This is a genomic window from Faecalicatena contorta (assembly GCF_021531995.1).
Classification (GTDB): Bacteria; Bacillota; Clostridia; order Lachnospirales; family Lachnospiraceae; genus Dorea_A; species Dorea_A contorta_A.
The window spans coordinates 1-14832 of record NZ_JAFBIZ010000077.1 but is presented as its reverse complement, the minus strand read 5'-3'; the positions used below and the strand labels follow the sequence as shown (position 1 = coordinate 14832).

Genomic DNA, 14832 nt, shown 5'->3' with positions numbered 1-14832 from the left:
TTATTATTATGGATATTCTGTCATAAGTTATGTTGAAAATTCCGCATATTGGGTCATATACAGTTCATAATATTTTCCTTTTTTGATCAGCAGTGATTCATGTGTGCCGCTCTCTACAATTTCTCCGTGATCCATAACGACGATAAGATCAGAATCCCGAATTGTGGACAGGCGATGTGCAATCACGATGCTGGTGCGCCCCTGCATAATACGATGCATAGCATTTTGGATGGTTTTTTCAGTACGTGTATCTACATTGGATGTAGCCTCGTCAAGAATCAGGATCCTGGGATCGGCTACAAATGCGCGGGCAATTGCAAGCAACTGACGTTGTCCCTGGCTGATATTAGAACCGGCACCGGTCAGCACGGTATCATATCCCTGCCGTAGATGACGGATCATGTCCTTGCATCGGCTCATTTCCACCGCCCCTTCCAGTTGGTCGTCTGTAGCCGCTTCATTGCCATATTTCAGGTTGTTTCGAACTGTATCAGAAAATAAAACTGTGTCCTGTAAAACAATGGCAACATTTTTTCGTAAGTTGTTTCGCGCAATATCCTGGATATTTTGATTATTGATGGTAATCGCACCACTGTCAATATCATAAAACCGCATGAGCAGATTGACGATGGTGGTTTTTCCGCTTCCTGTTGCGCCGACCAGTGCTACCTTTTTGCCGGCAGGTACCGTTAATGAGAAATCTTTGATCACGGGGATATCCGAATTATAAGAAAAAGATACATTTTTAAATGTTACTGTCGTTTTTTTCTCTTCGATAAGTTCTGTTCCGGAAGGATCCTCATCCGCTTCATCCAATACGGTGAATACACGTTCTGCTCCGGCAATTGCTGTTTGCAGCTGTCCGTAGACCTGTGCAATCTCATTGAGCGGACGGCTGAATTGCTTTGCGTATACAATAAAGGCAGAGATAACACCGACTGATATCAGTCCTTTTGTGGAAAAATACCCACCGAAGGCTGCAATGATAACAAAGCCGATATTACCGATGCAGTTCATGACCGGTCCCATGACTCCGCTGAAAATATCGGTCCGGATTCCTGCTTTTGTAAGAGAATCCGCACCCTGTTGCTCCCATGATTGCTACGGTTTCTCCTTTGTGTATGGTCAGATTGATGTGCGACAGCACATTATGACTGCTTCCGGGGTAAGCGAAAGAAACATTTTGAAATGTTATCTCCCCTTTCTGTTTTGTCCGACCGTCAAATTGACCGTCAACAAGCTCCGGCTCGCTGTGCAGCACTTCTCTGACACGTTTCCATGAAGCCAGTCCTCTGGAAATATTCTGGAACAGCATGACGAGCATCAGAATTCCATTGAGTAACTGTGTCGTGTAAGTGATTGCCGCCATGATAGTGCCGGGCGTTGTATTTCCGGCGTTTACTTCGAATGAGCCAAGCAGCAGAATGATCGTAACGACGATATACATCATTGCATTGATAATGGGATTCATGAAAGCAAAGATCACAAGTATTTTCAGTTGTGTTTTAATCAGGTCATCATTGGCTTTCCCGAACCGTATCTTTTCATAAACTTCCCGCACACAGGCTTTGATGATGCGGATACCGGATACATCCTCAAGCATAATGGCGTTGATAGAGTCAAGTTGGGCCTGTAATCGGGAAAACAGAGGATTGGCCTTCAGCAGGCATATGGCGAGTGTGCCCACAAGAAATGGAAATGCACACAGCACGATCCGCCCGAACATGACATTCAGACGGAACATACAGTACATGCTTCCAAAAGTCAGTAACAAAGTACGGATCATGCCTCGGACAAACAGAGTTACAAAGTTCTGTATCTGCGTAATATCATTTGTGACTCTTGTTACGAGAGAACCGGTAATGAAACGATCGAGCTGGGAAAATGAAAAAGAGACTATTTTACGAAAACAGTCTTTTCGCATTTCATTTCCGATATTCTGCCCTGACAGATGGACAAAAGCATTGTTAAATGAACCACAAAGACCGCCGAATAATACAAGACAGATCATCTGAAGTCCAAGTTTCCAGATTAAATGCAAATCACTTACACCACCGTTATTCAGACCGAGAACACCCTTATCCACAATCTGACTCATAAAACCCGGTTGGATCAGATCCATCAGCACTTCGCCGATCATAAACAGACCGGCCAGAATGGCGTATGGCAAATATTGCCGAATATACTTCCACATAATTGGACCTCCATGTCTATTAGGTACCTTAATTGTATCGCGAAAACAAACGGATATCAAGGCACCTAATTATATAAATGGAATGAAGGGAAACGGAAAGTATCATATCTGAAGATCAGGAGATAATAATCAGGGGATTATCCGTCCGTTCTGATCGCAGGTCAGTATTGCATAAGGCGTATGGTTCTGGTAGTGCCATTCTGTCTGATACAGATACAGTTGATAAGTAACTTTACCTGCAGGGCGATTCAGCCTGAAGTATTCAGAGACGATATTTTCAGCCAGTTTTGACTGATCGGACCAAATGGGGCGATTCGTCACAATATACAGGTCTGTTTCGGTAGAAGTTTCATAGGTGTGAACGGTAGAATGTTTTATATGATATGGTCTGGAGGAGGTAATGCAGAAAAAAAGTACAGCCGCCAGCAGTAGAAAGAAGATTGGGTATTTGCTTTTTTTCATGACGATCACCACCATAGATAAAAACTTACACTGTATCAACGTACATGTATTTACTTCCAGTGTAAATTATCATATCTACTTTTTCAACTGCAATCTTAGTATACTTTTAAGTAATAGGATGGTATGTGAAATGAGTAAAATACGAATTAATCTGGAAAATGTATTAAAAGAAAAGGGAATCAGTAAAACGCAGCTGTGTTATGCATGCAGATTACAGCGGACGCAGCTGAATAATTATTGCAAAAACAAAGTTGTCCGAATTGATCTGAATACGATTGCAAGGATGTGTGACTTTATTGATTGCAGGATTGAAGATATTCTGGTGCTGGAGGAAGAAAAAACGGAAGAATCAGAAACAGAATAATGGGAGCCTTTGGTTTGAGAAAAACTCAGATCAAAGGTTTTTCTTTTCTTATCTTCGTTTTGGGGTATAATGTTTATAACAAGACGGAAAAATCTGCAAAAAGCAAAGGAGAGATGGATATGAAAAACTATTCAGAAGATGCAGGCAGACAATATCATATACAGGTCGCGAATGGTGAGGTAGGAAGATATGTGATCATGCCGGGAGATCCGAAAAGATGTGTCAAAATTGCAAAATATCTTGATGATCCGGTTCTCATAGCGGACAACCGGGAATTCGTTACTTATACCGGGACTCTGGACGGAGTGAAGGTCAGTGTGACATCGACCGGAATCGGGGGACCGTCGGCTTCCATTGCAATGGAAGAACTCTATCGCTGTGGTGCAGATACATTTGTGCGGATCGGAACCTGCGGCGGTATGCAGACAGAAGTAAAGAGCGGGGATATCGTGATTGCGACGGGAGCAGTCAGGATGGAAGGAACGAGTAAAGAGTATGCACCGATTGAGTATCCGGCGGTTGCCAATCTGGATGTAACGAATGCGTTGTGTGCTGCGGCTAAAAGAAGGGGATACCCCTGCCATACGGGTATTGTGCAGTGTAAAGATTCTTTTTACGGACAGCATGAACCGGAGACCAAGCCGGCAGGCTACGAGCTGATGAGCAAGTGGGAAGCATGGAAGCGTATGGGATGCCTGGCGTCGGAGATGGAATCTGCGGCACTGTTTATCGTCGCTGATTATCTTCGGGTAAGAGCGGGCTCCTGCTTTCTTGTGGTCGCCAATCAGGAAAGAGAGAAGCTTGGCCTGGAAAATCCGGTCGTACATGATACGGATATGGCAGTTCAGACAGCGGTAGAAGCGGTTCGTCTGCTGATTCAAAGTGATTCAGAAGGGAAATAAAAAAGGAAAAGGGGAAAAATATGAATATTCAGGAAATATTAAAACATGTAGATCATACACTTCTTGCACAGACTGCAACCTGGGAAGAGATCCGGCAGATCTGTGATGATGCAGTCAGGTATCAGACGGCTTCCGTGTGTATTCCGCCATCTTATGTCAGACAGGCCAGTGAATATGTACAGGGAAAGGTCGCTGTCTGTACCGTGATTGGATTTCCGAATGGATATATGACGACAAAAGCAAAAGAGTGCGAGACAAAAGATGCGATTGAAAACGGGGCTTCTGAGATCGATATGGTTATTAACATCGGATGGCTGAAGGATGGGCAATATGACAGGGTCGAAGAAGAGATACGTATCTTAAAGAATGCCTGCGGAGATAAGACTCTGAAAGTGATTATCGAGACCTGTTTTTTGACGGAAGAAGAAAAGATTAAGATGTGCGAGATCGTAACCAGAGCGGGAGCGGATTACATTAAGACTTCTACCGGATTTGGCGGAGCGGGAGCAACCTTTGCGGACATTGAATTATTTGCCCGTCATGTCGGACCGATGGTGAAGATTAAGGCGGCAGGAGGAATTTCCACACTGGAGGATGCCGCAAAGTTCCTGGAACTGGGAGCGGACCGGCTTGGAACAAGCCGGATCATTAAGCTGATCAGATAAAAGAGGTGAGTTGTGATGGAGAGACAGCTGGCAGAAAAGATGATAGAGCGGGCGATTGCACAGCTCCCCTATGCTTATGTACCGTATTCCGGGTTCCGAGTGGGCGCCGTGCTCCTCACAGAAGGAGGGAAGATGTATACAGGCTGTAATATAGAAAATGCTGCGTATACTCCGACAAACTGCGCGGAGAGGACGGCATTCTTCAAGGCGGTCAGCGAAGGTGAAAGAACATTTCGGGCAATCTGTATCGTCGGAGGGAAGGATGGGATTCTGACAGAATATACACCACCCTGTGGTGTGTGCCGGCAGGTCATGATGGAATTCTGTAACCCGGATACCTTTCAGATCATCCTTGCGACGGATCCAAAACACTACGCGATATATACATTAAAAGAGCTGTTGCCGATGGGATTTGGACCGGGCAATCTGGAATCAGCAGTGCCTGAAAAGAGGAAGTGAGCGTATGACGACAGAAGAACTGAAAAGGCTCCCTAAGATAGAGCTTCATTGTCATCTGGACGGCTCTCTCAGCCGGGACTTTATTGAAAAGAGACTGGGAAGAACCGTGTCGGAAGAAGAACTCAGCGTGACGAGAAAGTGCGGAAGTCTTGCGGAATATCTGGAAAAGTTTGATTTGCCATGTGCATGTCTGAAAGATGAAGAAGGACTGGAAGGCGCAGGATATGATCTGCTGAAGACGATGGCAGAGGAAAACGTATGTTACGCGGAGATTCGTTTTGCACCGCTTTTGTCTGTGTCGGAGGAGATGGATACCCGCAAAGTGATAGAGGCACTTCTTCGAGGACTCGGAAAAGGGAAAGAGGACTTTGGTGTAGCATATAATGTCATTACCTGTGCGATGCGGCATCACAGTGAGGTGCAGAACTATCAGATGATCAAGATGGCGCGGGAGTATCTCGGTGAGGGAGTCTGCGCCGTGGATCTTGCCGGAGCGGAAGCACAGTATCCGATGACAGAATTCATGGAGCTGTTCCGGAAGACAAAGCTCCTTGGCATGCCATTTACCATCCATGCAGGAGAATGTGGAAATGCAGAGAATATCGTAAGAGCAGTACGGGCAGGGGCAGAAAGAATCGGGCACGGTATTGCCATGAAGGGATATCCTGAGCTCCAGAAGAAGATCCGGGATGCGAAAGTCAGTGTAGAGATGTGCCCGATCAGCAATCTGCAGACCAAGGCAGTGAAAAGTGAGCTGGAATATCCGCTCAGGGAATTTCTGGATTCCGGTATCTGTGTGACGATCAATACAGACAACCGGACTGTCAGCAATACTTCTATGGTGAAGGAACTGCAGTTCATCCAGATGGCTTATGGAATTCGTGATGGAGAGATTGCGAAACTGATGAAAAATGCAATAGAGAGTGCTTTTGCTGATATAGATACAAAAGAGTGGATGTATCAAAAGATGTGTAATGAGGTGAGAGTGATATGAAGGAATATAACAGGATCTTTGTAATTGTACTGGATTCGCTGGGAATCGGGGCAATGCCGGATTCTCTGGATTTTGGAGACGCGGGAGTGGATACGTTGGGGCATATTCTGGAACGTGTGGGGACGCTTCAGATCCCGAATCTGCAAAAGCTGGGACTTCTGAATCTTCATCCGGCCGGAAGCATGGAGGGAGTAAAAAGTCCTGCGGGCCGCTATATGCGTCTGGGGGAAGCAAGCAAGGGAAAAGATACCATGACAGGACACTGGGAAATGATGGGGATCCGGACAGAGAAACCCTTTCGGACATTTACAGAAACCGGGTTTCCGCAGGAATTGATCGAAGAACTGGAAAAGCGATGCGGGAAACGGGTCATCGGCAATAAGAGTGCCAGTGGGACACAGATCATCGAAGAGCTTGGAGAAGAGGAGATTCAGACGGGAGCAATGATCGTCTATACTTCGGCAGATTCTGTGATGCAGATCTGTGGAAATGAAGAGACATTTGATCTTCAGAATCTGTATCGTTGCTGTGAGATTGCAAGAGAGATTACCATGAAGGATGAGTGGAGAGTCGGACGTGTGATAGCAAGGCCATATGTGGGGAAGAAAAAAGGAGAATTCCGGCGGACGAGTAACCGGCATGATTATGCGCTTAAGCCTGCAGGAAGAACCGTTCTTCATGCACTTTCGGATGCCGGACTGGATGTAATCGGTGTAGGAAAGATTCACGATATCTTTTGTGGAGAGGGAATTACGCAGACGTATCATTCTGACAGCTCTGTGCATGGAATGGAACAGACCATCGAAATCTGTGAGAAAGAGTTCCACGGCCTCTGCTTTGTCAATCTGGTTGATTTTGACGCATTATGGGGGCATCGAAGAGATGCCGAGGGCTATGGAAGAGAAATTGAGAAATTTGACAATAATCTCGGAGTCCTTCTGGAAAAACTGCGGAAAGATGATCTTTTGATCCTGACCGCAGATCATGGAAATGATCCGACCTATACCGGTACAGACCATACCAGAGAATACGTTCCGTTTCTTGCATATTCAAAACGGATGCGGCAGGGAGGAGCACTGAAGCCGGAAGACACATTTGCTGTGATCGGAGCAACTGTTGCAGAGAACTTTGAAGTGGAGATGCCGGAAGGAACGATTGGAAATTCGGTATTGGATACACTGATTGGATGAAAGAGGAGAAAAGATGAGTGAAATATATACTAAACTAATGACATGTCTTGAAAGTGTCAGACAAAAAACGGACTTTCAGCCGGAGATTGCATTGATTCTTGGATCGGGACTGGGAGATTACGCAGATGTGATACAGGTGGAAAAGGCCATAGATTATGCGGAGATTGAAGGGTTTCCAACTTCTACGGTGCAGGGGCACAGAGGAAGATTCGTGCTTGGTTATGTAGATCGGATTCCGGTAGTCATTATGCAGGGAAGGGTACACTATTATGAAGGATACCCGATGTCGGACGTGGTGCTTCCAACACGTCTGATGGGGCTGCTTGGAGCAAAAAAGCTGATCCTTACCAATGCAGCCGGTGGAGTAAATTATGCGTACCATCCGGGGGATTTTATGTTGATTAAGGATCATATTACAACCGCTGTTCCCAGTCCGCTGATCGGGCCGAATATCGAAGCGTTGGGAGTAAGATTTCCGGATATGAGTGAAGTATACAGCGCCCGTATGCGAGAAGTGATCCGAAAAACTGCGGATGACCTGGGAATCACGCTTCAGGAAGGGGTCTATGTACAGTTTACCGGACCGGCTTATGAGACACCGGCAGAGATACGGATGTGCAGAAGCTGGGGCGGAGATGCTGTGGGAATGAGTACCGCCTGTGAGGCTGTGGCTGCGCGCCACATGGGAATGGAGGTGTGCGGAATCTCCTGTATTACCAATCTTGCTGCAGGCATGACCTCCGGAGAGCTTGATCATACAGAAGTGCAGGAGACGGCAGATCGGGTCTCCAGACAATTTCAAGAACTGATTACAGGAATCATCACGCGAATATAGAAGTGAGGCTGGATTTTAGAAAGTATGGGAACAGATGAAAAAGGAGAATAGAAAAAAGAAAAATCAAATGATGGGAATGGTCGGAGGAGGATTGCTGGCAGCAGGTTTTCTGCTGATGCTTGCTGCCAGAGCTTCCGGGGCATTTGCACACTGGTACAGTATCCATATCTATCGAATCTGGGTGAATACGACCGGTCGGTTCATGGGAATGTTTCCGTTTTCCGTATCTGAGGTACTGCTGTATCTTCTGCTCCTGTGGATTCTGATATCTGTGTGCAGACTGACGGTGGGAGTGATCCGAAAGAAAAAGGGAAGGCGTCAGGTGGAGGAATGGTGTATGAAACTGCTGTTAATCGCAGGTGTACTGTTCTTCCTGTATGTGATTAATTGCGGGATTAATTATCAAAGAGAATCTTTTGCAGAGAGCGCAGGCATCCGGACGAATGAATATTCTGTGGAAGAGTTGACAGAAGTGTGCAGCTGGCTGACAGAGGAGATTAACGCGCGAAGTGATGAGGTCCCAAGAGATGATGCGGGAATTATGACTCTTGAAAAAATATCCGAAACAGAAGGCAGTGTATCTGACGGTGGAAACACTTCCGTTGACGCGCTGGCGGTCGAGGCCATGAAAGGGATTGGAGAGACCTGTACGGAATTGTCCGGATTCTATCCGAAGCCCAAGGGGCTTTTAAACTCCTGGATTCTGTCTGTACAGAATCTGACGGGAGTGTATTCTCCGTTTACGGTGGAGGCCAATTATAATTCAGATGTGGTTGATTATGATATCCCGTTTACTGCTTGCCATGAACTGTCACACTTGCGGGGATTTATGCAGGAGCAGGAGGCGAACTTTATCGCGTTTCTTGCGTGTACAGATTCAGAGTATGTGGAATTTCAGTACAGCGGATATCTGGTCGGCTGGGTATATTGTATGAACGTATTGCATCAGGCGGACTACGATGCGTGGGAGGAGATACGTGCAGGAATTGCTCCGTCCGCAGACACAGATTTGAAAGCAAACAGCGAATTCTGGGCGGCTTACGATGGAAAAGTGGCAGAGGTGTCAAATAAAGTGAATGACACATATCTGAAAGCAAATGGACAGAAGGATGGAGTAGAAAGCTATGACCGGATGGTAGATCTGATTGTAGCCGTGTATCATGAGTGAGAGCGTTATTTGCCGGATATTTTGTTCAGGTAACCGGACTAATTCAATTTTCTCTGTTCGTGTCATCCGTTCCAGAGGAATATTGGCCTGTGTGATAGCATCTGCAACAAGGTTCGGCAGCAGATCCGATACCGGACCCTCAAGAGTCTCTGTATATTCAGAGGTTTCCGGAAGCGTCAGATTAAAAGTATTTAACAGATTTTGAAATGCGGCTACAGCGGCATTTGACGCACTGACATCTTTATTGACACACAGCAGACCGATCAGGCGGTTTTCATTTTTTATAAAATAAGTGGAAGAAAGGAACGGTTTGCCTTTCGAGCTTCCTTCATAGTTTAAAACACTGTCACTGTTGGTGTATAGTCCTTTTTCCATGGTTGTGTATGCAAGATCGGTCATAGGAGAACCGATCTTTCTTCCGGTTGCGTTATTTTCAATTGCGATGATAGATTCTTTGGGAGTGCGTACATCATGGATACATAATTCGCAGCCCGAACCAAGAACCTTTCCCAGGAATGGAAGAAGATTCTTATATATTTCTAAAACTTCGTTGTCACTCATTCTATTTTCCCCTTTATCAGCTTTGTACCTGCTGATATTATATATAATAATTTGAGAAAAAACAAGAAATGCTTTGCTTGCAAAGGGAGCAGAATTCTTGTTATACTTTTATATATTACAAAACAATGGAGTGGAACTATGACGAATAATAGTCAAAAAACAGTATTATATAAGTTTGATGTTTTTTACGAACTGGACGATTACACTGGTGTGCCTTTTTATGGCAATTATTAAGAAGAAAAGTCTGAAGGCAACAAAAGCGCAGGTTTTACAGGGGATATTAATGGGTGTTTTTGGAATGTTGTTTACAGCGGTACTATTAAACAGCAGTTATCTTTATCTGCCGGTGGGAACAACGATCATGTTAAATTTTCTGTATCCTACGATTGTGTGTATTATTATGGGTACGATCTTCAAAGAAGGTTTTACAAAACTTCAGGTGGTGGCGATTGTATTTTCGATTGTGGCACCGGCAACCGGAACTCTGGCAGCACCATCCAATGGTCTGCCGGGATGGATTATGATGATCGGCGGTTCCGGTTTATTTACCGTATGCGGATATTTTCTGATGATGTTCGGAATCAGAAAATTGGGAGCATCCACAGCTGCATTTGTGTCAATGTTAGAACTTATCGTCAGTGTTGTGTTTGGAACTGTCTGGTTTAAAGATCCTGTTACGCTTGGAATTGCAGCCGGAGGATACCTCGTTATTACGAGTATTCTGCTGATCACGATTGACGGATATCAAAAGTCGAAGGCAGAAGTAAGATCATTGTAGTTTATTGATCCAGGTGAATACCGGATAAAGCCTGAGCAAATGCATTGTTGACCGGCTCTTCTTTTTGCTTTTTCAGATAGCGCTGGACGTCTTTTTTGGAGACGCCGGCGCCTTCTTTTTCTCTGCGGGATTTAAATGCGGAAAGTTTTTCTTTGTGGCCGCAGGAACATACAAAGGTCTCTTCGTCTCCTTTTTTGATGAGTTCCATCTTTTTATGGCAGTTCGGGCATCTGGCATTACTCATGCGGGCGATCGTTTCCCGATAGCCGCATTCGCGATCCTGACACACCAGAAGACGGGAATTCTTGCCGTTAACAGCGAGCATCCGTTTCCCGCAGTTTGGACATCGGGTGTTGGTAAGATTCTCGTGACGGAATGTTCCGTCGTCATTTTGAATCTCCTGGATCAGACTACAGGTATAGTTCTGAATTTCCTGGAGAAAGGCATCTTCTTTTTGTTTTCCTTTGGCGATGTCAGAAAGCTTCATTTCCCATTGTGCAGTAAGCTCAGGCTTTTTCAGATCTTCCGGTACAAGCTTTAAGAGCTGTCTGCCTTTGGAGGTAATCAGAATCTCAGTTCCTTTCTTTTCGATTAAGAAGGAATGGAAGAGCTTTTCTATAATGTCTGCCCTTGTTGCCACGGTTCCGAGACCACCGGTTTCGCCCAGTGTTCTGCGGGCTTTTTCGTCCTGGGATTTCATATATCGAACCGGGTTTTCCATGGCAGATAAGAGAGTAGCCTCTGTAAATCTCGCCGGTGGTTTGGTTTTCCCACTGGTGAGGGTGATATGGCTGATGGAAAGTCTGTCATCTTTCTTCAGGGCTGGGAGAGGCTGTGAGGAAGCTTTCAGATAAGAAGCTTCTTCCGTATCTTCATCGGTTAAGTAACCGCCTGTAGCAGCAGTACTGTCTGTGTAGACAGATTGCCAGCCGGGAGAGAGTATGAATTGTCCTTTGGCAGTAAACAGTTCTCCGGCAGCTGTTGCTTTCAGGGTGGTCTGCTCGTATTCAAATGGCGGATATAAAACGCTGATGAATCGGCGAACTACCAGATCGTAGATTTTTCGTTCATCATTACTTAAATGTTCCAGTTGCACATATTCCTCTGTCGGAATAATTGCATGATGGTCACTGACCCTGCTGTCATCTACAAAAGCTTTGCTGGTATGAATGGGCTTTTTCAAAAGCGCTGGAATATATTGTTTGTAAGGACCGATACAACAGGCTTTCAGACGTTCTTTGATCGTAGGCACAATGTCTGTTCCGATATATCTGGAATCAGTTCGCGGATATGTCAGAATCTTGTGATGCTCATACAGACGCTGCATAATGTTCAGTGTCTGTTTTGCAGAAAAACCATAACGTTTGTTGGCATCGCGCTGCAGTTCCGTCAGATCGTAGAGCCCGGGAGCTGGTGTCCGCTTTGTCTGGCGGCTGACTTCTGTAATGGTGAGAACCTGGTCTTTGATTTTGCGTTCGATTTCGGTGATCAGATCCTTCTGAAAGGTCCGCAGAGAGCCGCTTTTTGCATGCTGCCAGTGCCAGGTGACAGTGCCCTTTGGGGTCTGTGTTACGCATTTTAAGCTGTAGTAGTCCTCGGGTTTGAACGAACGGATCTCTTCTTCCCGGCTTGCAATGATTGCCAGGGTTGGTGTCTGTACACGTCCACAGGAAAGCTGAGCGTTATATTTGCAGGTCAGGGCCCGGGTTGCGTTGATTCCTACCAGCCAGTCTGCTTCTGCGCGGCTTCTGGCGGCTTTATAAAGGGCGTTGTATTGTCGTCCGTCCTTTAGATGAGAGAATCCTTCGCGAATGGCTTTGTCAGTGACGGAAGAGATCCAGAGCCGCTTGATGGGCTTGTGACAGCCGGATTTTTCCAGAATCCATCGCGCAACCAGTTCTCCCTCCCGACCGGCATCCGTAGCGATGATGATCTCTGATACGTCTTTGCGGAATAACTGGGTCTTTACATTCTGATATTGTCTGGAGGTCTGCCTGATGACAACGAGTTCCCATTTTTGGGGGATCATGGGAAGGGAAGAAAGTGTCCAGTCTTTGTATTTTTTGTCATATCCTTCCGGATCAGCCAGCGTGATCAGATGACCGAGCGCCCAGGTGACGATGTAATTGCTGCCCTCGATAGCTCCGGCGATATTTTTATGGCAATTCAGAACCCGGGCGATGTCGCGGGCAACGGATGGCTTCTCCGCTAATACGAGTGATTTCATAAGTAATAGTCTCCTTGTATCATTTTACGTGTTGGGGTTCTGCTGGAGAATATACGTCTGCTTTAGACAGAGGAAAACTGTATTTTCGACAGCCCCAACATGAATTCAACATAGCGGATGGAAAAGAGTTTGTCAATGCTTAAAGAAAATAAAAAAATGCTTAAAGAAAATAAAAAAACACTTGCATTATAAAGAAAACTATGGTAACATAATCTTCGGTCGCATTTGAGATGTGAATACATGGCTCCGTGGTCAAGCGGTTAAGACATCGCCCTTTCACGGCGGTAACACGGGTTCGATTCCCGTCGGAGTCATTATGGCGCCATAGCCAAGTGGTAAGGCAAAGGTCTGCAACACCTCTATCACCAGTTCAAATCTGGTTGGCGCCTTCGAAAAGCCTGGAAGCTGATTGCTTCACAGGCTTTTTTTGATGCCTGATTCTTCCAGTGCGCGGCTGATGCATTCTCTTGCTTTTTTGGCTTCTTTGTGATTCAGACCATTAGCGGTTATTCCGGCTACGATATTGCCGTGTCTGGCAATGCCGGGGAAAAAGAAGTCACAGGCTTCTTTTTTATGTGCGGTGTTCACCGGGATTCTTTTCTCATTGCAATACCTGACAACGGATTCGTTACATTCCGGGTCGTTGGTTGCGGCAAGAACAAGCTCTGCTCCTTCCAGTAATTCCGGGCGATACGCCTCATGGATCCAATGAATCTTACCCTGTGTATTCAACTCTTTGATCGGATCTGTGACTTCCGGGGCAATGACGTATATGTGTTCTGCGAAGACGAGGAGAGTCTCGATTCTTCTCTGCGCGATCTTTCCGCCACCGATAATGACAACTTTCTTTTGCGAGATATCTACGAACAGGGGAAAATAAAGCTTGTGTTGTTGTTTCATTTGAAGTGTCCTTTCCTGTTTTCTTTTATCATACCACATGTACAAATGCCATGTAAGTAGCATAAGAGACCGAATTGACAGAAAACAGGGCATGCGGTATGATTAGGAACATCAGAAAGAAAGAGAGAAGATGCAGGTATGACTGAGAAGAAAGGAATTCTGGTGGTCAGCTTTGGAACTGTGTACGCCGGAACACGCCAGTTAACGATCGATGCTATCCGCAATACAATACAGGAGGCGCATCCGGAGTGCGCGGTCTATGAAGCGTGGACCAGTAGACGGATCATCCGAAAACTGTTGGAAACGACCGGAGAACGGATCCGGACAGTCGGAGAAGCGCTGGAAGAGATGGAACGGGATGGTATCCGGGAGGTATACATTCAGCCGACACATGTAATTGACGGTATAGAAAATGAACGGATGAAAGAAGAAGCGGGTGCGTATGAAGACGGATTTCAGAGGATGGTATTCGCTCAGCCGCTGATTGCTTCCGGGAAAGACATGGAGGCAATGGTACGGATCATTCAGGCGGAACATTCAGATCTGCTCCCGGATGAGGCTTTGATTTTGATGGGGCATGGAAGCGCACATGTTGCCAGTGCGGCATATGAACAGATGAATCAGATGTTCAGGCAATGCGGGCGACAGAATATCTGGATGTGTACCGTGGAAGCGGAGCCGGGGATCGAAGAGGCTCTACGGGAGATTCGACAGACTTCGGTGGCCAGAGTGCGTCTTGCGCCATTTTTGATCGTTGCAGGTAATCATGTGATGGAAGATATGGCCGGACCGGAGGAAGATTCCTGGATGAATCTCTGCAAAAAAGCAGGTTACGAGGTGAATTGCTGTATGAAAGGGCTGGGAGAATATCCGGAAGTTCGCACGCTGTTTCTTCAGCATCTCGAGACTTCTATGCAATCTCAGACGGCATCGGATTGATTCTTATGATGCAGCCTGGAAAGGGAGATCAGTCTTCTTCCTTGCACATTTTTCGATATTCCCGGGGGGACATATGAAAACGTTCGTGAAATACACGGTTAAAGGTACGCGGACTGTCGAATCCGGCGCTGACCAGTATCTCGGTGATGGATCTTCCACTATATTGCAGAAGTGAGCAGGCATAATCCAGTCTT

The 14832-nt window shown here is 45.9% G+C and carries 17 protein-coding genes and 2 tRNA genes; 12 read left to right on the top strand and 7 right to left on the bottom strand.

Annotation, left to right across the window (positions count from 1 at the left end; genetic code table 11):
* Window positions 1–27 precede the first annotated feature (27 nt).
* The 3 genes from JQM82_RS10715 to JQM82_RS10705 all read right to left on the bottom strand — a co-directional run bounded on the left by JQM82_RS10715 (window position 28) and on the right by JQM82_RS10705 (window position 2656).
* Complete coding sequence (locus tag JQM82_RS10715; RefSeq protein WP_235250311.1) at window positions 28–1017, bottom strand: ABC transporter ATP-binding protein; 990 nt, start codon at window positions 1015–1017, stop codon at window positions 28–30.
* Window positions 1001–2194: an ABC transporter permease gene (locus tag JQM82_RS10710; RefSeq protein ID WP_235250310.1), complete on the bottom strand. Its 1194-nt coding sequence runs from the start codon at window positions 2192–2194 to the stop codon at window positions 1001–1003. The genes JQM82_RS10715 and JQM82_RS10710 overlap by 17 nt, the downstream gene beginning before the upstream one ends.
* A gap of 129 nt (window positions 2195–2323) precedes the next feature.
* Window positions 2324–2656, bottom strand: a complete 333-nt coding sequence (locus JQM82_RS10705; RefSeq protein ID WP_235250309.1) for a hypothetical protein — start codon at window positions 2654–2656, stop codon at window positions 2324–2326.
* Between the two features lie 130 nt (window positions 2657–2786).
* Here JQM82_RS10705 and JQM82_RS10700 point away from each other — a divergent pair, with 130 nt between their 5' ends.
* From JQM82_RS10700 to JQM82_RS10665, 8 genes are all read left to right on the top strand, one after another.
* The gene (locus JQM82_RS10700; RefSeq protein WP_235250308.1) at window positions 2787–3020 is read left to right on the top strand and encodes a helix-turn-helix domain-containing protein; all 234 of its coding nucleotides are present in this window, start codon (window positions 2787–2789) and stop codon (window positions 3018–3020) included.
* Between the two features lie 119 nt (window positions 3021–3139).
* On the top strand, window positions 3140–3922 hold the full coding sequence (udp, locus tag JQM82_RS10695) for a uridine phosphorylase (RefSeq protein ID WP_235250307.1): 783 nt from the start codon (window positions 3140–3142) through the stop codon (window positions 3920–3922).
* Window positions 3923–3942: 20 nt separating this feature from the next.
* A complete protein-coding gene (deoC, locus tag JQM82_RS10690) occupies window positions 3943–4587 on the top strand; it encodes a deoxyribose-phosphate aldolase (RefSeq protein ID WP_235250306.1) in 645 nt (214 codons plus the stop codon).
* Between the two features lie 15 nt (window positions 4588–4602).
* The gene (locus JQM82_RS10685) at window positions 4603–5046 is read left to right on the top strand and encodes a cytidine deaminase (RefSeq protein ID WP_235250314.1); all 444 of its coding nucleotides are present in this window, start codon (window positions 4603–4605) and stop codon (window positions 5044–5046) included.
* Between the two features lie 4 nt (window positions 5047–5050).
* Window positions 5051–6040, top strand: a complete 990-nt coding sequence (gene add, locus JQM82_RS10680) for an adenosine deaminase (protein ID WP_235250305.1) — start codon at window positions 5051–5053, stop codon at window positions 6038–6040.
* On the top strand, window positions 6037–7230 hold the full coding sequence (locus tag JQM82_RS10675; RefSeq protein WP_235250303.1) for a phosphopentomutase: 1194 nt from the start codon (window positions 6037–6039) through the stop codon (window positions 7228–7230). The genes add and JQM82_RS10675 overlap by 4 nt, the downstream gene beginning before the upstream one ends.
* Before the next feature lie 13 nt (window positions 7231–7243).
* Window positions 7244–8065: a purine-nucleoside phosphorylase gene (locus JQM82_RS10670; protein WP_235250302.1), complete on the top strand. Its 822-nt coding sequence runs from the start codon at window positions 7244–7246 to the stop codon at window positions 8063–8065.
* Between the two features lie 34 nt (window positions 8066–8099).
* Window positions 8100–9233: a DUF3810 domain-containing protein gene (locus JQM82_RS10665; RefSeq protein WP_235250301.1), complete on the top strand. Its 1134-nt coding sequence runs from the start codon at window positions 8100–8102 to the stop codon at window positions 9231–9233.
* On the opposite strand, the gene JQM82_RS10660 is transcribed toward JQM82_RS10665, so the two are convergent.
* Window positions 9129–9794 carry a helix-turn-helix transcriptional regulator gene (locus JQM82_RS10660; RefSeq protein WP_235250300.1) on the bottom strand — a complete coding sequence of 222 codons (666 nt, stop codon included), beginning with the start codon at window positions 9792–9794 and terminating at the stop codon, window positions 9129–9131. The genes JQM82_RS10665 and JQM82_RS10660 overlap by 105 nt on opposite strands.
* Before the next feature lie 178 nt (window positions 9795–9972).
* Here JQM82_RS10660 and JQM82_RS10655 point away from each other — a divergent pair, with 178 nt between their 5' ends.
* The gene (locus JQM82_RS10655; protein WP_268827718.1) at window positions 9973–10572 is read left to right on the top strand and encodes an EamA family transporter; all 600 of its coding nucleotides are present in this window, start codon (window positions 9973–9975) and stop codon (window positions 10570–10572) included.
* Window position 10573: 1 nt separating this feature from the next.
* On the opposite strand, the gene JQM82_RS10650 is transcribed toward JQM82_RS10655, so the two are convergent.
* Window positions 10574–12799 carry a DNA topoisomerase III gene (locus JQM82_RS10650; RefSeq protein ID WP_235250298.1) on the bottom strand — a complete coding sequence of 742 codons (2226 nt, stop codon included), beginning with the start codon at window positions 12797–12799 and terminating at the stop codon, window positions 10574–10576.
* Between the two features lie 242 nt (window positions 12800–13041).
* Here JQM82_RS10650 and JQM82_RS10645 point away from each other — a divergent pair.
* Together JQM82_RS10645 and JQM82_RS10640 are read left to right on the top strand one after the other, a co-directional pair.
* A tRNA-Glu gene (locus JQM82_RS10645) sits at window positions 13042–13113 on the top strand.
* Between the two features lie 4 nt (window positions 13114–13117).
* A tRNA-Cys gene (locus JQM82_RS10640) sits at window positions 13118–13188 on the top strand.
* 25 nt (window positions 13189–13213) lie between these two features.
* Here JQM82_RS10640 and JQM82_RS10635 read toward each other — a convergent pair.
* Complete coding sequence (locus tag JQM82_RS10635) at window positions 13214–13699, bottom strand: precorrin-2 dehydrogenase/sirohydrochlorin ferrochelatase family protein (protein WP_158555679.1); 486 nt, start codon at window positions 13697–13699, stop codon at window positions 13214–13216.
* 138 nt (window positions 13700–13837) lie between these two features.
* On the opposite strand from JQM82_RS10635, the gene JQM82_RS10630 reads away from it, so the two are divergent.
* Window positions 13838–14638: a sirohydrochlorin cobaltochelatase gene (locus tag JQM82_RS10630; protein WP_235250297.1), complete on the top strand. Its 801-nt coding sequence runs from the start codon at window positions 13838–13840 to the stop codon at window positions 14636–14638.
* Window positions 14639–14666: 28 nt separating this feature from the next.
* On the opposite strand, the gene JQM82_RS16530 is transcribed toward JQM82_RS10630, so the two are convergent.
* Window positions 14667–14828 carry a helix-turn-helix domain-containing protein gene (locus tag JQM82_RS16530; RefSeq protein ID WP_268827717.1) on the bottom strand — a complete coding sequence of 54 codons (162 nt, stop codon included), beginning with the start codon at window positions 14826–14828 and terminating at the stop codon, window positions 14667–14669.
* Window positions 14829–14832 lie beyond the last annotated feature (4 nt).